Below are 16,798 nucleotides of genomic sequence, written 5' to 3' on the forward strand. Positions count from 1 at the left end.
TTGAGTTATTAAAAAGGGCGAGGTATGGTCCAGGCAGGCATCAACCTCTCGCCCGGAAACCTTGCCATGGACAGTCAACATGCCCTGACCTTGCAACAGATCGACACCATCAACTTAAGCCTCGACAAAACCCTGGCTGTGGCGCGCATGGTGACTCGCGCCATCCATGGCGCTCGCCCTTCGGGCGCACCTGCGGTGCATCCAAATCGGCATTCCTGCCGATTTGTCAGCCGAGTGCGGCACCGCCGCCCGGCCAGCCCAGGACGACACGCCACCCGCCGCATCCTTGTTCATGGTGATGCAGGTGATCGTCGATGAACTGGAGAAAATCGACGCGGTGATGAAATCCCTCGCTCACGAGTGAACAGTGGGATCGCTGGGAGCAGAGCATCCGGCGACTGAAAGGAAATTGGTATGGTGTCACCGGAATTATGCGGAATTATGTGAGGGACTGAACAGAAATTGGTATGGTGTCCCCGGAATTGTCGGAATTATGAAAAAGGGCGAGGTATGGTCCAGGCAGGCATCAACCTCTCGCCCGGAAACCTTGCCATGGACAGTCAACATGCCCTGACCTTGCAACAGATCGACACCATCAACTTAAGCCTCGACAAAACCCTGGCTGTGGCGCGCATGGTGACTCGCGCCATCCATGGCGCTCGCCCTTCGGGCGCACCTGCGGTGCGTCCAAATCGGCATTCCTGCCGATTTGTCAGCCGAGTGCGGCACCGCCGCCCGGCCAGCCCAGGACGACACGCCACCCGCCGCATCCTTGTTCATGGTGATGCAGGTGATCGTCGATGAACTGGAGAAGATCGACGCGGTGATGAAATCCCTCGATCACAAATGAATGGCGGGATCGATGGGTGAAGAGACTTCAGGGACTGAACAGAAATTGGTATGGTGTCCCCGGAATTCTGGAATTCTGGGTGAAGAGACTTCAGGGACTGAACAGAAATTGGTATGGTGTCCCCGGAATTCTTCACTGCGCGGAGACTACCCAGACAGCCTCAGTCTGGAAAAACTGCGGGCGGGGATTCCTCTGGAGTGGGAGGAGCAACGGGATCTGTTCGGCGTCCGTGAGGCGTGACGGCTTGGGAATTTGGTGGGGTGTTCCGGTAATTTCTCCGAGAATTCATATGGTTGAGTGTCTCGGCAATTCCTGATTTCGGGGATGTTGGCTTGGAACTACAAAATCAGAGAAATTAGGTTGCTTCCCCCCCTATTTTTGCCTATTTTTGTGTCCACCCGAGTTTGTCAAACAAATCGAACGCTCTAACAATAAATGTTAGAATGATTCCAGTTGCGGCCAATAGGGATATCAACCAGTGTTCCTTGATCCGTTCCGAGATAACACCTAGCGAGTATCCGTTTTGCTCCATCCATGATGAATTTGTTTCCAACGAATTATTCAATGACCGATCAAATATGTTTGCTAACGTATCAACTTTTCTCAAAGTTGATTGATGCAGCTTAACAAACTGCTTAGCATTAAACGCCGCGGCTTCTTCTTTTCCTGGCAGGAAGTCTTTATCGGAAATATGATTTTTCCTTATTAGCGATTCTAGGTGAGGGTGTCCGATGTAACCATCACCGTATAAGTCCACAAGCGCCCTTGCGAGATCGAACTTACGCTCTTCAGCGATTTGTGTCGGATTACCGCCAAGAACCCGATAGCGATGCTCTATTGCAGCAAAACCGTAGTTAACGTCTCGCATATTCCAATGCATCCAGGTAAATTTCTGGTGGGAACTCACGAATTCGAAGTATCGATCAAGCATTTTTTTCTCAAGCATGTCGTAGCTATCTGCAATATCCTCCATAGGCACCTTCTCTTCCTCGGCGATCTGATGGATTGAGAATGAATCTGTTTGCCCAGAATCAAGATTACGGACGGCAATGGAAGTTATGCGCGGCGTTCGACCGTCGTCTCGGTCATAGAAACTCTCGCAAGAATAGTGGATCACCAGCACGGATTCAGCTTGACCCGCGAGTTGATTCAATTTTGACAATTGCTTATTGCGACGTTGAAGTCTCTGAAGTTCTTGTCCCATCAGACCCATCTCTCAGTAAACATTGATATGAGCATGACATCCTCATTGATTAATTTTTCGTTAACGAATGGATTATTACAGCTTGTCTTACTTTCGCCGGCAAATGGTAGCATTTAGATTATGTCTTAGTTTTCACGTCGGAGAATCCTTTTTTAGATCATCGAGTCTTAACGACTTAGACAACCAATGAACGCTCCAAGGGTACACGGAAGACACCGATTTTGGAAGAAATCCTGGATATCTCTCCCTGTGGTCGCCCCTTCGACACCGGGTTCCCTCGATCCCGGAGTAGTGCGAAGGGGGGTCGAAATGGCCCTGAGGTCGGGATGCGTGCAACCTGTTGATATTATGGGAGAGATCGGGGTAAAAACGGCGTGAGGTCGGATTGGGGCGACGACCTCGGGCACAGAGAAAGAGAGAGGGGTACGGGCCAATTTTGGCCCTGACGGGCGGGGGGCCGACCTCGAGGGGGGGCAACCCCCATTTTGGCCATCCCCGTAACCATTGGAAACATTGGGGAATTTCTAACGAAAAAGGCCGCCCAGGAAGGCGGCCTTTAAACAGATAGCTTTCTTAAATTTCTTAATGGTGGAGGTGAACGGGATCGAACCGATGACCTCCTGCTTGCAAAGCAGGCGCTCTCCCGACTGAGCTACACCCCCAGACATCCGAACAGGACCGTGTGTTGATCCTGTAACGAACTTGATTTCAAACATTCACTATATCCCAACCAAAGCCGCGAATGCAAGAGAAGGCGGCAGAGACGCAGGGCAATCGCAGATTGCCAGTGCCGACCACCCCCCAGGTCACGCCGGCGCGGTAGCGGATTCCGGAAGGCGGGACGGGCGACTGGCCGACTTGGACGCCTCCAGGCCGACCACCCCCCCAGGTCACGCCGGCGCGGTAGCGGATTCCGGAAGGTAGGACGGGCGATTGGCCGACTTGGACGCCTCCAGGCCGACCACCCCCCGGTCACGCCGGCGCGGTAGCGGATTCCGGAAGGTGGGACGGGCGACTGGCCGACTTGGACGCCTCCAGGCCGACCACCCCCCCGGTCACGCCGGCGCGGTAGCGGATTCCGGAAGGCGGGACGGGAGACTGGCTGCCAGGGCCACCTCCAGGGCGGACAGTCCGTCGGCGAGGGTCACCGCCGGCGGACGCCTCTCCCGCAGAGCGGACACGAAATCGGCCAGTTGCAACGCCATCATGTCCGGAAGCGCCCGACCCCAGACCGGTCCGCCGAGCAGCCAGCGTCCGAGGCGTTCGCGGAAATGACGCGGAGCCGGCGGACCGCGCAGGGCGGCGTAGTCGATCCGTCCGCCCGGATGGTGGATCACCAGTTGATCCTCCCGTTCGGGCGCGAAGGTTCCCGCCGCGATCAGCACCGTGGCATGGCGCGGGTAGGCCAGCAGCACGGCACCGGCATCCGCGCCGCTCAGAAAGGGCCGACTCGGCCAGGAACATGCCTCGACGCGCTCCGGATGACCGAAAAACCAGTTCAGCGTATCGATCCAGTGGATCCCCTGGTTGACCAGCACCGCGCCATCGCGGGAGCGCCAGCCATCGCCGTGACGGTAGTAGGCCTCGTCGCGGGGCCAGAAGAGGGTCAGTTGGGCGATTTTCGGCGCCTCGGGATCGATGCGGTCCAGATCGGCCTTGATCCCGGCCAACAGCGGATTGAACCGGTATGGCGATACCACGCCGATCGGCAGATCGCTGGCCTGGGCCCGTGCGACGAAAGCACGGCAGGCGGTCAGCTCCATGCCCAACGGTTTTTCGATCAGCATCGGCTTGTCGTGTTCGAGCGCCAGGGTCGCCAGTTCGATGTGGCGGGCCGGTTCGGTGAGAATCAATACCCCGTCGATGGTCGGGGAGGCAAGAATGGCGGAAAGTTCGGTCTCGGCCCGGGGGATGGCGTGACGCGCGGCAAAGGCGCGGGTTCGGGCCGCGTCCCGTCCCCACACCGCCTCCAGCGTCACCCCCGGCAGGGCGCGCGCCACCTTGACATAACCCGACGCGATGCCGGACACACCCAGGATGGCCAGTCGAACCGGTGTCATCTCCGCGCCTGTTCGAAGAGGGCCGCATCGCGCCACTCCTGGAGAATCTCCCAGGTATGCCCCCGATTGTCACACCTGGCGCAAGTCTCCGGATAGCGTGCCCGATGGCCGTCCAACAGGGCCAGGCGCACGTCGTGATAGGCCGGTGCGTTCCAGATCTCCTGAATCGACTGCTCCGCCACGTTGCCCATGACCTTGGCGAAAAGCAGATCGTCGCTGCAAAGCGCCACCCGTCCGTCAGGTGCGATGGTCATCATCTCGAAGGGACGCAGACAGATGCGCGTGATGGGATCGGACAAAGGATCGCGATTGGGCGCGGTTCCGGCCCGGCTGCCCAACTGTTCGTCTCGAGCGCGTCTGGTGATGAGAATCCGGGTGAAATAGCGCGTGCCGTCGAAGTGTCCCTTGAAACGACGCATGTGTTGCAAGGCGTCGCTCAACGCGCGCAGGTTGTCGCGTTTGGGTGGGCCGGACGGGTCGTCCTCCGCCAGGTACTGGTTGATGTAGAGCATGTCCAGTCCGGCATCGAAAAGTTGATGGACCTTGGGCAGGGTCAGATTCAGGCCGTTGGTCTTGATCTCCATGTAGGCGTTGGGCAGGGCCTTGCGCGCCTGGGCGAGCCGGGAGAAAATCAACGGATCGATGAGGGGTTCGTTGTTGTTGTACAACGACAGGCGATTGGCAAATCCCAGTTCGGCAAGCTCGGCGATGATCTTGTCGAACAGCGCGGGCTCCATGCGCAGATCCGGCCTGGGATCGGTGCGGGCCGCAGCCAGACAGAACGAACAGGAACCGTTGCAGCGCGAACGGGTCTCCACATGAATGATCCGGGGAAGCGGCACGCTGCCGAGACGGGCCAGAGCACGCATCTGACCGGTGATCGTGCCGAGGGACGCCTCTCTGGATGCAGCTTCCGAATCGACGGAGCCCCTGCCCAGGATTTTATTGAGAATTGCGCGGATCATATTGGCACGCTCGAAAGCTGCACGGCAACCCGCCCCATCCGGATCGCGTTGGTTCCAAAGGAATCACGAGGCGAAGCGGTGACCCCCTAAACCGGAACGGGCGGCGATCATCGCCCGCCAGCTCAACGGCAACGCACCAAACCGACGACCCAGGCCGTCGATGCCGTCCGGGCAGTGCCATTCGGTGATCTCCTCATACTCCGGCTCCATGTCACCGCTCCAGTCACGCCGGGGAGGAATGCGAATTGTCATGTATTGTCCCATGGTGCAAAATTCCCTATAATCGTCAAGGATTCGTGAAAACGAGTCGCCTTGCCAAAAGCAAAATTCAAAGATCATGCCAGATCGGCGAACTTGCATGATGGGGGGGAAAAACCCCTCACCCCCGACCGTGGACCTCCCTTGCGGGCGTTCCACGGCCAAGAAACCGCGTGAACGTGCGGACGGGAAAAACGCCCCCGCACGCAAAAAAACTTCCCGCGGGTTTGTCTCGAATCAACCGCATTTCAAGGAGTCCCAGCCATGGCCGTTTCACCCCCTCCGATCCCCGACTTTCTGCCGCCCCTGGCCGGATTCCGTCTGGCCGTCGCCTCCTGTGGCATCAAGAATGGCCGTCGTGAACGGGATGACCTGCTCCTGGTGGAGATGGCCCCGGAGACCACGGTCGCGGGGCTGTTCACCCGCAACCGCGTCCAGGCGGCACCGGTGGTGCTCAGCCGGCAGAGGCTCGCCTGGGGACGGGCGCGGGGATTGCTGGTCAACTCCGGCAACGCCAACGCCGTCACGGGCGAAGCGGGCATGCGGGCCGCGTTGGAGACCTCCGCCCTGGCCGCGCATCTCATCGGCGCCGACGAACACGAACTCTTCGTGGCCTCCACCGGCGTGATCGGAACCCCCCTGCCGGTGGAACAAATCGTTTCGGAGATGCCGGGCATGGTCGATTCCCTGGCTGCGGGCGGATGGGAGCGGGCCGCGCGCGCCATCATGACCACCGACACCTTTCCCAAACTGGCCAGTCGCGAATGTCGGATCGGCGCCGAAAGCGTCCGGATCATCGGCATGACCAAAGGCGCGGGGATGATCCGGCCCGACATGGCCACCATGCTCGCCTTCCTGTTCACCGATGCCGACATCGCCTCCGCTTCCCTGCGCACCCTGCTCAACCGGGCCGTGGCGGGCAGTTTCAACGCCATCAGCGTGGATGGGGATCAATCCACCAACGACACCATGCTCCTGTTCGCCTCCGGACGGGCCGGCAACGGGCGGGTGGAGTCGGCGGACGATCCGCGTCTGGCCGAGTTCGCCCAGGCGCTCCACGCGGTCTGCCGGGAGTTGGCCCAGGCCATCGTCCGGGATGGGGAGGGAGCCTCCAAATTCGTCACCCTCACCGTGAGCGGCGCCGCCGGCGACGCCGAGGCCAAACAGGTGGCCATGGCCATCGCCAACAGCCCTCTGGTCAAGACCGCCCTGGCCGGCAGCGATCCGAACTGGGGACGCATCCTGGCTGCGGCGGGCTACGCCGGGGTTGGCTTCGATCCCGGCGCCCTCTCCTTGTGGCTCGGCGAGGTGCTGGTGGTGGAACGGGGCCAGCTGGCCAACACCTACGAGGAGGCGCGCGGGGCCGCGGTGATGGCCGCCGCCGAGATCGCCATCCGTCTCGACCTCGGCGGCGGAGCCGGAACCAGCACGGTCTGGACCTGCGATCTGACCCACGACTACATCACCATCAACGCGGATTATCGCACGTGATCAACCTGGCGCGCGTGCCCTGGTCCGAGGTCCGCTGCGTGCTTCTGGACATGGACGGCACGCTGCTGGACCTGAAGTTCGACGATGTGTTTTTTCGACAGGTCGTTCCCAAGGCCTTCGCGGAAAAAAACAGCCTGACCTTCGAGGAGGCGTATGCGCGGGTGTTCGCCGCCTACTCGGAGAATCAGGGGACGCTCGCCTGGTATGATCTGGATTACTGGTCGGATCGGTTGGGACTCGACATCCCGCTCTTGAAGGAAGAGGTGGCCCATCTGATTCGTGTCCATCCGCATGTCTTGCCGTTTCTGGAGGCGGTGCGCGCCTCGGGACGACCGGCCCATCTGGTCACCAACGCCCACGGCCATTCGCTGCGCATGAAACTGGCCCGCACCCCGATCGGCGCCTGGCTGGACTCGACCATCACCAGCCACGAGATCGGCTGGGCCAAGGAACAACCTCCCTTCTGGCCCTTGTTGCAAGCCCGCCTGGATTTCGATCCAGCCGCCACCCTGCTGGTGGACGACGCGGAATCGGTGCTCGCAGCAGCCGCCGATTTCGGCATCGCCCATCTGCGTCAGGCGCTCAATCCCAGCTCCGGCGCGCCACCCAAGCCGTCGGGACGTTTCCCGGCTCTGATGGATTTCCGGGATCTCGGTTTCCCTCCGCGCGACCAGGAGTGACCCCATGCCCGATTCGTTGCCCGCGAACGCCCGGTTTGGACCACCCTTCCAGGAACCCACGGCGGCGGAACGTGCCCTGACCCTGCTCAAACAGTGCCACAAGCTGGTGCGGCACGAAAAAAGCGAAGTGGTGATGCTCTCCCGTGCCTGTGACCTGCTGGTCGAGGAGGGCGGATACCGTTTCGCCTGGTGCGGCCTGGTGGCGGATGACGCGGATCGAACCATCACCCCGGTGGCCCATGCGCGTCTCGATGCCGAACGGTTGCAGGCGTTCCGACGCATCTGGCTCGAAACCGGCAGCCGTCAGGAGCCCGCCCGTGCCGCCATCCGCAGCAATGCGACGGCGACGCTCAACAACCTGCTCGAGGATCCGCTGGCCGGAGTGTGGCGCGAGCAGGCCGAAGACCATGGCTATGCCGCGGCCCTGGCGGTTCCCTTCAAGGATGGGGAACATCTGTTCGGGGTGTTGAACCTCTATGCCGCCGATCCCTGGGCCTTTGAACCGGCGGAGATCGAGCTGATCTCGGAATTGGCCGATGCCCTGGCTTTCGGTGTGCTGGCGGCCCATGAATCCAAACGACGCAGAAAGGCGGAACGGGAGTTGAGCCTGCATCGGCAACTGCTCGAGGAGCAGGTGGCCAAACGTACACGGGTCCTGAACACCGTGGCCGCCATCGCCCAACGGTTGCTGTTTCACGGCGGCTGGCGCCAGAACGTGGATGCGGTTCTGGCCGACCTGGGCCGGGCGGCGAATGTAAGCCGGGCCTACATCTTCCGGACCCTGGGCCTGGAAGGGGAGCTGTTCGGCTGGATCCACGAATGGTGCGCGCCAGGGATTCTGCCGGAAATGGATCCGGATGACGACCAGGATGTGGATCCGGAACGGTTCGGACTCTCCCGGTGGCGCCAACGGCTCGCCAAGGGGGAACACCTCTCTGGACGAACCCGCGATTTTGCCAAACCGGAGCGGGATTTTCTCTCCGAACGCGGAATTCTGTCGATCGCGGTGATGCCGATTCTGGTGCATGAGAGGTTATGGGGCGTGCTGGGTTTCGAGGATTCCCGCCGGGAGCGCACCTGGAGTTCAGGCGAGATCGACGCCATGCAACTGGCCGCCAACACCCTGGATGCCGCGATCCGCAAGGATCGGCTCATGGAAGAGAAGCGCGCCGACGAGTCGCTGATCCGCAAACTCTCTGCGGCGGTGGAGCAGAGTCCGAACATCGTGTTGATCACCGATGCCGAGGGACGGATCGAATACGTCAATCCGCGCTTCACCCAGATCACCGGTTACCCCGCCCACGAGACGCTGGGGGGCACGCCGCTGATCTTGCAGGACCAGTCACGCTCCGAGCGTGATTGCGATCTGATGTGGCAGACCCTGCACGAAGGGCTGGCGTGGCGCGAGGAGATCCAGAGCCAGCGCAAGGATGGGTCGCTCTACTGGGTGCAGGCGTCGCTTTCGCCCCTGGTGGATGGCGAGGGACGGGTGACCCATTTCGTCTGCATCCAGGAGGATGTCACCCATCGCAAGGAGTCGGAGTTGCGGCTGCGCGAGGCCTTCGACAAACTCGCCAAAAGCGAAAACCGCATGCAGGCGATTCTCGACAACATGCCGAGCCTGGTCTGTCTGAAGGATCGGGCCGGACGGTATCTGCTGGCCAACCGCCTCTTTTCCGAGACCTTCGGACTCGACCCCAAGCGGATCATCGGACGTGGCGACATGGAGCTGTTCCCGGAGGATGTGGCCCAGGGGTTCATCGAGTCGGATCGCACCGTGTTGCAGCGCGGTGTTCAGGCGGATGTGGACATGATCATCCCCCTGGCCGGCGACAAACGGATCTTCCATACGGTGCGCTTTCCGGTGGTGGCCGACGAAAGCGGTCACTTCTCCATCTGCGGCATCGCCACGGACATCACCGAACGTCGCATCGCCCAGGCGCGTCTGCTGCGCTCCAAGCAGGCTCAGGACATCCTCAACGGTCTGCTCTTTTCGGCCATGGAGACCACCTCGTTCTTGCGGGATTTCATCCGCGAGGCCCTGACGCGGATCCTCTCCGCGCCATGGTTCATGCCGGAGGGCAAGGGGGCGATCTATCTTTTCGGGGCCGCCGAGAACGGCGGGGATGTGGTCTGCCAGATCGGACTGCCCGAAGAGGGGAACGAAGAGCGGGTCGGCAAGGCGCTCCTCGAGACCGCCTGGGGGGTGCAGACCCCCGGCATCGTCTTCATCCGCGCCCACGATTGGCCCGGCGGGGCGATTCCCGGCGTGCCCGAGCAGTGGGGGTACTATTCGGCGCCGCTTTCACCCGGCGGCCTGATCAAGGGGGTGATCCAGATCTTTTTGCCCCCCACCCACACCTGCAACAAGGATGAGGAGGATTTTCTGGCCACGGTGCGCAACACCCTGGCCAGCATCGTGGAGAAGAAAATCGTCGATCGGCAGTTGATCCTGGCCAAAGAGAAGGCCGAATCCGCCAGCCATGCCAAAAGCACCTTCCTGGCCAACATGAGCCATGAGGTGCGTACGCCCATGAACGGGGTGATCGGCATGCTGGCGCTCCTGTCCAAAACCCGCATGAATCCGATCCAGAAACAATACCTCTCCATCGCCCTGCAGTCCGCCGAACTGCAACTGAATGTGATCAACGACATCCTGGACTTTTCCAAGATCGAGGCGGGCAGGCTGGTGCTGGAACAGATTCCGTTCGACCCGCGCGAACTGGTGGACAACGTTGGCGCCATGCTCAGCGGCGCGGCCCACGGCAAGGGTCTGGAGTTGATGATCCATTTCTCCTGGCGCATCCCGTCGGAGTTGATCGGCGATCCGGTGCGGCTGCGTCAGGTGCTGATCAACCTGACCGGCAACGCCATCAAGTTCACCTTGAACGGCGAGGTGGTGATCCGCGCGGATCTGGTCCGGGAGACCGATGACAAGGCGCGCATCTGTTTTTATGTCCTGGATACCGGCATCGGCATCTCGGATCAGGCGCGTGACCGACTGTTTCAACCCTTCGTGCAGGCCGACGACTCCACCACGCGCCGTTTCGGTGGCACGGGCCTCGGATTGGTGATCGCCCGGCAGATCGTCGAGGCGATGGGCGGGGTGATCGGTCTGTCCAGCCAACCGGAGGGGGGATCGCTGTTCTGGTTCGAGGTGGAGTTTTCCAGGCCGCCGGGCGCCCTGAGCGTGTCACCACCGGCCCTCTGCTGCAAAAAAGTGCTGGTGATCGACGATTGTCTGACCAATCGAATGATCTTCCAGAACTATTTCCAGTCCTGGCAGGTCGGGTGCGATGGCGCGTCCAGTGGCGAGGAGGGGCTGGCGATGGTGCGGTCCGCGTCGGATTCCCCGGATGGGGCGTATGACGTGGTGATCGTGGATATGCGCATGTCGGGCTTGGACGGTTTGCAAGTGGCGCGGAGAATGCGCGAGGAGGGGTCGATTCCGAGGCCCAAGGTGATGCTGCTGAGCTGTGGCATCCATCTGGAAGAGTCGGTGTTGAGCGAAGCCGGGGTGGGTGCGTTCGTGATGAAACCGGTCGGCCCCCGACGTTTGGCGCGCGCCCTGGAGTTGCTGTTCAAGCCGGAGTCGGCGGGAGGCGGCGAAACGCCGGACGCGGCGACCAACCGACCGGAGGGACGGCTTCTGGGCAAGGTTCTGCTGGTGGAAGATACCTTCGTCAACCAGCAGGTGGCCGCGAGCATGTTGAAACAGATGGGGTTTGAGGTGGAGATCGCCCGGGATGGCGAAGAGGGTGTGGCACGGGCCATGGCCGGTCGTCCGGATTTGATTCTGATGGACATGCAGATGCCGGGCATGGATGGTCTGGAGGCGACGCGGCGCATCCGTGAATGGGAAACGCGGCTCGGGACCGGAGAGCCGATGCCGATCATCGCCATGACGGCCAATGCGTTGAGCGGCGATCGGGAGCGGTGTCTGGAGTCCGGGATGAACGACTATCTGGCCAAGCCGGTGTTGTGGGACGCGTTGTTGAACAAGTTGTCCCAGTGGTTGCCCCATTGGGAGCTGGAGGAGCCTCCTCCCGCACCGGAGGTCCGGTCCGAGATCGAAGAAACGGGTGGGCCGGCATTGGACCCGGATGTCCTGGAGCGCTTCTGGATGGCCATGAAAGAGGTGCCGGGGACTTTCACGCTGGTGATCGAGGAGTTTCTGGCGAGCACGCCGGGATTGCTGGAGCGCATCGAACGGGCAGGTGTGAAAAACGAGGACGAGGTGGTACGCGGCGCGGCGCATGCGTTGAAGTCGAACAGCGCCACGGTGGGCGCGATGGCGCTTTCGGAGTTGTGCGCGGTGATCGAAAAGGCGGCCCGGGTCGGCGACACCCTGCCGGCGGTGCGGCTCCATTCGGCGGCGGTGTATGCCTTTCAGTCCGCCGTGCCGGAGTTGACCCAGGCGTTGGCGCGGGAGGCGGAAGGATCGTGCGTTCGGGGTACGGGCATCCTCAATTGACCAGACGCAGCGACGCCGGAAAGGCGTACCCGACCCCGTAGACCACCTTGACCGGCACATCCGTGCCCGTGGCCTCGCTGATCTTGCGCCGCAGTCGCCGCACCACCGCATCCAGATTGCGCTCGTCGGCGGTTTTGGGCGCACGACCGATGGATTGGGCCAGCTGCTCCCTCTGGCAGACGTTCCCCTTGCTTTCGGCCAGCGCAATCAGAAAGGCCATCTCCGTGCTGGTCAGACGCACCGCCAGACCGTTCGGAGCCACCAGCGACCAGTCGCTGCGATCCAGCAACCATTCGCTCACCGCCGGCCCCTCCACGACCATGGCGGTGGAGACGCGACGCAACACGCTGCGCAAGGTGGCATCGATCTCGCGCAAGGTGGACCGTTTGACCAGATACGCATCGGCTCCGGATTCCAGTCCCCGAACGCGCGCTTCCGGCTCGCCAAAGGCGGTCAGCACCACGATGCCGCACTGTGGGGAGTGTTCCCGGATCCGCTCCACCAACCCGAGGCCATCCCCATCCGGCAAGCCGATGTCCACGATCGCGGCATCGAACCGCGTCTGTTCCAGAATGGCGCACGATTCGGCCAGCGTGGCGACGCCGGTCACCCGATACCCCTTGGCGGTCAGATAGTCCTCCAGATCGCCGCGCAACGAAAGTTCATCCTCCACCACCAGCACCCGGATCATGTTGGTCCTCCCCTGCCCCCTCCGACGACCGGCAACGAAAGCGTCACCACCGCACCCCCACCCTCACGATTGGCCACCCGCAAAACCCCCGCATGACGTTGCATGATCAACCAGACGATATGCAACCCCAAACCCCGACCAGGGATCGCCTCGACGTTCGAGCCTCGATAAAACCGTTTTCCCACCCGGCTCCGTTCCTCTTCCGGAAAGCCGATGCCGCGATCCAGGATCATGATCACCACCTGCTGACGGTCCACGGTCAGCACGATCGAGATCGCCTGATCATCCGGGGTATACTTGACGGCATTGTTGAGCACGTTCACCAGGGCCATGACGATCAGGTCGTGATCGCCGGAAAACCGCAACGGTTGGGAATCGACCCGTTCCATCTGCACCGAGTCGGTCAGATTCAGCATCTCCACCGCTTCCCGTGTCACCTCGCCGGCATCCAGCTCGCGCATGACGAGATTTTCCAGGCAGGCCCGTTCGGCATCCAACAGATCACCGGTCAGACGCGACAGCCGCCGCACCGCCGAGCGGATCGCATCCAACCGTTTGGCGGCGGTCTCCGGCACGCTCTGCATCATCTCCGCCGAGCGGTCGATGATGGCCAGCGGGGTGCCGATCTCGTGGCCGAGAACCTGCAGGAAGCGACGTCGCTCCTCGCGCAACTCCAGGTGTTCGGCCAGGGCGACGGAGACCTCCTCCTGCAACCGACCACGCAGTCGCACCTCTTCTCTCAGCTCCAGATTCCGCTCGTGCAGGTTGCGCGACAACCGCTCGCCCACCATGACCAACAGGCAGAAAAAAAGAAAATTGCTCCCCAGACAGAGCAGAAAATAGAACCAGGCCTGCTGCTGGGAGTAGAACGTGGCCTCGGTGAACGGTTCCGTGGCCGCCTGATGGAGACGCATGCCGACCGTGATCATCATGACCGCCAGACAGACCAGGGTCACGCCGCGCAACAGCCGGGTCTGCTGCCGGTCGGAGAGCATCAGCCAGGTCATCCACCCCAAAAGCAGCATGCTGATGATCGAGGAGACGATGGTGCGGATCTGGGCGCTGTGGTTCTCCGGGATATACAGTTGCGCCAGTGGCCAGAAGATCAGGCTGAACAGCGCCACGCTCCAGGGGAGCCAGCGTGCCCCCGGACGTCCCAGCAGTTGCGCCATCCCCTCGGCGGCCATGGCCGTGGAGAGGTTGAACAGGGTGTTGCGCACCGTGACCAGAAGCAGACTCTTGACCGGCAGCATGTAAACCGCGATGCCGAACGCCAGGAATCCGGAAGCCGTGGTCGCCAATCCCCGGATGTTGCGATGGGCGTTCCAGATCGTCAGGGCGATGATGCCATCCAGGGCCGTGATGGCCATCAGGAAGGCCACGGCGGTTGGCAGATCGAGCGATGCGATGCCGGCCTCGTCGGTGAACATCGTCGTGAATCCGTTTCCATGGCAAGGTTGAGACGAAAGGGGCAACCCGCCTGTGGGGGATGCCTCACCCAGGATCGCGAGATCGTTGCCCAATCGAAATGATAACAAGCCTCAAGCCGAATTTCCAGGGGGTAACACGCCGTGTCGCCACTGTTCGGCCAGATGATCGGAAAAAAGACGCACCCGGATCGGCAGGAGTCGGCCCGGCGGATAGACCGCGTGAATCCCCCCGCCCCGAAGACGATGGCCGATCAGGATCTGTTGCAATCTGCCGTTGGCCAGATCCCCGTCCACGAGAAACGAGGGGAGGATCAGGATCCCCAAGCCGGCCAGGGCGGCCTGACGCAACACTTCGCCGTTGTTGGCGAACAGCACCCCGTTGACCCGGATGCGATGCTGTTTGCCCGCCTCCCCGCCCTCGAAACGCCACACCCCCACCCCGTCCCGTGACGAGAGGGTGTAGACCAGGCAGTCGTGGTTGGTCAACTCCTCCGGGGTGACGGGGAGACCACGGCGGGCGAGATAGTCCGGACTCGCGCACACCCGCAGCTCAAAGGCGGCCAGGCATCGGGAGCGCAGGGAGGAGTTCCCGAGGCGACCGATGCGCACCGCCAGATCGAACCCTTCGGCCACCATGTCCACGTAGCGGTCGTTGAGATCCAGCTCCACCACGATGCCCGGATGGCGCGCCATGAAGCCGCACACCTGGTGGATGAGATGCTGTTGGCCGAAGAGCACCGGGGCGGCGACGCGGATCCGTCCGCCGGGTTCGGAGGCGCCATGTCGGACCGTGGTATCCGCCTCCTCGCAATCGGCGAGAATGCGGGTACACCAGTCATGATAGCGTTCCCCATCGCTGGTCACGCTGATCCGTCGCGTGGTGCGGTTGAGCAGGGAGACCCCCAGACGGGTCTCCAGCGCGGCGACCGCCTTGCTCACCGTGGCCACCGCCAGACCCAGCTCACGGGCCGCCACCGCGAACCCCTGACGATTCACCACGGTCACGAAGATGCGCATCGTCTCCAGTCGGTCCATCGGGCCTCTTTTTTTCCAAATCGGAAACAATCTTTTTCGATTATTGTCTATTCTAATCTTATCCGACCTGGCTTATGCTGTCACCCATCCAACCACCCGCCCAACCCAAGGAGTCCACAAAAAATGCCCAAGATCGTCACCCTGCCCGCCGGAGAGAGCTGGGTCTGTCTGTGCGGTCGTTCCAAGAACGATCCTCATTGCGACGGATCCCACGACGGAACCGGCAAGCAACCCAAACGGGTCGTCATGGCCGAAGCCGGCACGGCGGCGGTGTGCGGCTGCCACGCTTCGGCCAACGATCCCTTCTGCGACGGCAGTCACGATTCGCAAGCCTGATCGGGCGGCCCGGCGCCGTTTTGCGACGGCGCTCACGCTGCGAACGCTTGATCAACCCGACGCAAAGAGATTATCATACGTTCACCCATCCCTTATCCTGAAAAATCCAAGGAGTGCCCTCCATCATGAAGAAAATCGTCCTTGCCATGGCCGTGGCCAGCGTGACCGCCGTCAGCGCCTTCGCCGCCTTCGCCGATGAGACCAATCCCGCCATCGTGCACCGTCAGGGCCTTTACAAAACCATGGCCGGCCACATGACCGCCATGAAGTCGATCCTGTTCCTGGGCTTCGAGGCCCCCGCCGACCTCTCCTTCCACGCCCAGGGGATCCTGGACGCCTTCGGTCACATGGGCAACTCCTATCCGCCGGGATCGGACAAGGGCGAAACCAAGGCCAAACCGGAGATCTGGACCCAGCCGGAAAAGGTCAAGCAGCGCGCCATGGACGGAGTTGCCGCCGCCAAGTCGCTGGTCGCCGCCACCGCCGGCACCGACAAGGGGGCCACCATCGCCGCCTTCAAGAGCATGGGCGAAAAGTGCAAGGCGTGCCATGACGATTTCCGCAAGGAGTGATCCGACCGTGCATGACCGTCCCGCCACCGGTGAAGCCCCGGACCGGGGCTCCCCGGTGCGGGTCTGGGATCCGCCGACCCGGCTGTTCCACTGGGGACTGGTGCTGGCGGTGATCTCGGCCTTCGTGTCGCGCAAGTTCGGCGATGCCATGCTGGTCTGGCACATGGCCATCGGCCATGCCATCCTGGTGCTGGTGCTGTTCCGGCTGTTGTGGGGCCTGTTCGGCTCCACAACAGCCCGGTTCAGGAACTTCCTGACCGGACCCGGCGCGGTGATCGCCTACCTCATCGCCAACCTCAAGGGAGAACACCCCCGCTTCGTGGGCCACAATCCCGCCGGCGGCTGGTCCGTGGCGGCGCTGCTGATGGTGCTGGCCCTGCAAGGGATAACCGGACTGTTCGCCAGCGACGACATCCTGGTCAAGGGGCCGCTGGCCTTTCTCGTCTCCGAGAAAACCGTGGCCCTCGCCTCGACCATCCATCGTCTGAGTTTCCTTGCCCTGCTCGCCCTGGTGACGCTCCATCTGGGCGCGGTGCTGTTCTATCTGGCCAAAGGCGACAATCTCATCCTGCCCATGTTCACCGGCTGCAAACACCCGTCCCAGCTCCCCGCCGACGCCACCCCGGTGCGCATGCGCTCCAACCGGCTGGCACTCGCGCTGCTTCTCCTGGCGATGGGCGTGGTCTGGGTGGGAATCTCGATCTGGAAGTGGTGACCGCCGGATCGGGATCGCCCTCACCTGCCCGGATGAC

The 16,798-nt window shown here is 62.0% G+C and carries 15 protein-coding genes and 1 tRNA gene; 8 read left to right on the plus strand and 8 right to left on the minus strand.

The annotated features are described in order from the left end of the window. Window positions 1-166: 166 nt before the first annotated feature. Together ACOY6C_RS11625 and ACOY6C_RS11630 are read left to right on the plus strand one after the other, a co-directional pair. Window positions 167-364, plus strand: a complete 198-nt coding sequence (locus ACOY6C_RS11625) for a hypothetical protein (protein WP_420905642.1) — start codon at window positions 167-169, stop codon at window positions 362-364. 288 nt (window positions 365-652) lie between these two features. Then, window positions 653-850, plus strand: a complete 198-nt coding sequence (locus ACOY6C_RS11630; protein WP_420905643.1) for a hypothetical protein — start codon at window positions 653-655, stop codon at window positions 848-850. Between the two features lie 382 nt (window positions 851-1,232). Here ACOY6C_RS11630 and ACOY6C_RS11635 read toward each other — a convergent pair whose 3' ends face one another. From ACOY6C_RS11635 to ACOY6C_RS11655, 5 genes are all read right to left on the minus strand, one after another. Further along, window positions 1,233-2,054: a hypothetical protein gene (locus ACOY6C_RS11635; protein ID WP_420905644.1), complete on the minus strand. Its 822-nt coding sequence runs from the start codon at window positions 2,052-2,054 to the stop codon at window positions 1,233-1,235. Window positions 2,055-2,640: 586 nt separating this feature from the next. Then, window positions 2,641-2,716: transfer RNA gene (locus ACOY6C_RS11640), tRNA-Ala, on the minus strand. A gap of 393 nt (window positions 2,717-3,109) precedes the next feature. Continuing rightward, window positions 3,110-4,114, minus strand: a complete 1,005-nt coding sequence (locus ACOY6C_RS11645; RefSeq protein ID WP_420905645.1) for a Gfo/Idh/MocA family protein — start codon at window positions 4,112-4,114, stop codon at window positions 3,110-3,112. Next, entirely contained in the window at window positions 4,111-5,079 is a 969-nt protein-coding gene (locus tag ACOY6C_RS11650; RefSeq protein ID WP_420905646.1) for a radical SAM/SPASM domain-containing protein, read from the minus strand. Before ACOY6C_RS11650 ends, ACOY6C_RS11645 begins: the two co-directional genes overlap by 4 nt. A 63-nt stretch (window positions 5,080-5,142) precedes the next feature. Further along, window positions 5,143-5,343 (minus strand): hypothetical protein, encoded by a 201-nt coding sequence (locus ACOY6C_RS11655; RefSeq protein WP_420905647.1) that lies wholly within the window; start codon window positions 5,341-5,343, stop codon window positions 5,143-5,145. Window positions 5,344-5,601: 258 nt separating this feature from the next. On the opposite strand from ACOY6C_RS11655, the gene argJ reads away from it, so the two are divergent. The 3 genes from argJ to ACOY6C_RS11670 are packed head-to-tail and all read left to right on the plus strand — an operon-like array spanning window position 5,602 to window position 11,982. Beyond that, window positions 5,602-6,828 (plus strand): bifunctional glutamate N-acetyltransferase/amino-acid acetyltransferase ArgJ, encoded by a 1,227-nt coding sequence (argJ, locus tag ACOY6C_RS11660; RefSeq protein WP_420905648.1) that lies wholly within the window; start codon window positions 5,602-5,604, stop codon window positions 6,826-6,828. Continuing rightward, entirely contained in the window at window positions 6,825-7,508 is a 684-nt protein-coding gene (yrfG, locus tag ACOY6C_RS11665) for a GMP/IMP nucleotidase (RefSeq protein WP_420905649.1), read from the plus strand. The genes argJ and yrfG overlap by 4 nt, the downstream gene beginning before the upstream one ends. Window positions 7,509-7,512: 4 nt before the next feature. Continuing rightward, window positions 7,513-11,982 (plus strand): response regulator, encoded by a 4,470-nt coding sequence (locus ACOY6C_RS11670; protein ID WP_420905650.1) that lies wholly within the window; start codon window positions 7,513-7,515, stop codon window positions 11,980-11,982. On the opposite strand, the gene ACOY6C_RS11675 is transcribed toward ACOY6C_RS11670, so the two are convergent. The 3 genes from ACOY6C_RS11675 to ACOY6C_RS11685 form a co-directional block, all read right to left on the minus strand. After that, window positions 11,975-12,673 carry a response regulator transcription factor gene (locus ACOY6C_RS11675; protein WP_420905651.1) on the minus strand — a complete coding sequence of 233 codons (699 nt, stop codon included), beginning with the start codon at window positions 12,671-12,673 and terminating at the stop codon, window positions 11,975-11,977. The two genes, ACOY6C_RS11670 and ACOY6C_RS11675, sit on opposite strands and share 8 nt — an antisense overlap. Then, window positions 12,670-14,103, minus strand: coding sequence for a sensor histidine kinase (locus tag ACOY6C_RS11680; protein WP_420905652.1), 1,434 nt, complete (start codon window positions 14,101-14,103; stop codon window positions 12,670-12,672). Before ACOY6C_RS11680 ends, ACOY6C_RS11675 begins: the two co-directional genes overlap by 4 nt. 111 nt (window positions 14,104-14,214) lie before the next feature. Next, entirely contained in the window at window positions 14,215-15,138 is a 924-nt protein-coding gene (locus ACOY6C_RS11685; RefSeq protein WP_420905653.1) for a LysR family transcriptional regulator, read from the minus strand. Between the two features lie 123 nt (window positions 15,139-15,261). Between ACOY6C_RS11685 and ACOY6C_RS11690 the strand changes: the two genes are divergently transcribed. The 3 genes from ACOY6C_RS11690 to ACOY6C_RS11700 all read left to right on the plus strand — a co-directional run bounded on the left by ACOY6C_RS11690 (window position 15,262) and on the right by ACOY6C_RS11700 (window position 16,761). Continuing rightward, window positions 15,262-15,474, plus strand: coding sequence for a CDGSH iron-sulfur domain-containing protein (locus ACOY6C_RS11690; protein WP_420905654.1), 213 nt, complete (start codon window positions 15,262-15,264; stop codon window positions 15,472-15,474). 125 nt (window positions 15,475-15,599) lie between these two features. Then, the gene (locus ACOY6C_RS11695; RefSeq protein ID WP_420905655.1) at window positions 15,600-16,046 is read left to right on the plus strand and encodes a c-type cytochrome; all 447 of its coding nucleotides are present in this window, start codon (window positions 15,600-15,602) and stop codon (window positions 16,044-16,046) included. 7 nt (window positions 16,047-16,053) lie between these two features. Next, complete coding sequence (locus ACOY6C_RS11700) at window positions 16,054-16,761, plus strand: cytochrome b/b6 domain-containing protein (RefSeq protein ID WP_420905656.1); 708 nt, start codon at window positions 16,054-16,056, stop codon at window positions 16,759-16,761. Window positions 16,762-16,798 lie beyond the last annotated feature (37 nt).

The organism is Candidatus Magnetaquiglobus chichijimensis, assembly GCF_045865675.1.
GTDB lineage: Bacteria > Pseudomonadota > Magnetococcia > Magnetococcales > Magnetaquicoccaceae > Magnetaquiglobus > Magnetaquiglobus chichijimensis.

Bases quoted from the DNA above. Each gene is read 5' to 3' on its own strand.
- ACOY6C_RS11690 (WP_420905654.1), top strand. From the start codon at position 15,262: ATGCCCAAGATCGTCACCCTGCCCGCCGGAGAGAGCTGGGTCTGTCTG.
- ACOY6C_RS11670 (WP_420905650.1), top strand. From the start codon at position 7,513: ATGCCCGATTCGTTGCCCGCGAACGCCCGGTTTGGACCACCCTTCCAG.
- ACOY6C_RS11650 (WP_420905646.1), bottom strand. From the start codon at position 5,079: ATGATCCGCGCAATTCTCAATAAAATCCTGGGCAGGGGCTCCGTCGAT.
- ACOY6C_RS11675 (WP_420905651.1), bottom strand. From the start codon at position 12,673: ATGATCCGGGTGCTGGTGGTGGAGGATGAACTTTCGTTGCGCGGCGAT.
- ACOY6C_RS11625 (WP_420905642.1), top strand. From the start codon at position 167: ATGGCGCTCGCCCTTCGGGCGCACCTGCGGTGCATCCAAATCGGCATT.
- ACOY6C_RS11630 (WP_420905643.1), top strand. From the start codon at position 653: ATGGCGCTCGCCCTTCGGGCGCACCTGCGGTGCGTCCAAATCGGCATT.
- ACOY6C_RS11695 (WP_420905655.1), top strand. From the start codon at position 15,600: ATGAAGAAAATCGTCCTTGCCATGGCCGTGGCCAGCGTGACCGCCGTC.
- ACOY6C_RS11645 (WP_420905645.1), bottom strand. From the start codon at position 4,114: ATGACACCGGTTCGACTGGCCATCCTGGGTGTGTCCGGCATCGCGTCG.
- argJ (WP_420905648.1), top strand. From the start codon at position 5,602: ATGGCCGTTTCACCCCCTCCGATCCCCGACTTTCTGCCGCCCCTGGCC.
- ACOY6C_RS11655 (WP_420905647.1), bottom strand. From the start codon at position 5,343: ATGGGACAATACATGACAATTCGCATTCCTCCCCGGCGTGACTGGAGC.
- ACOY6C_RS11680 (WP_420905652.1), bottom strand. From the start codon at position 14,103: ATGTTCACCGACGAGGCCGGCATCGCATCGCTCGATCTGCCAACCGCC.
- ACOY6C_RS11685 (WP_420905653.1), bottom strand. From the start codon at position 15,138: ATGGACCGACTGGAGACGATGCGCATCTTCGTGACCGTGGTGAATCGT.
- ACOY6C_RS11635 (WP_420905644.1), bottom strand. From the start codon at position 2,054: ATGGGACAAGAACTTCAGAGACTTCAACGTCGCAATAAGCAATTGTCA.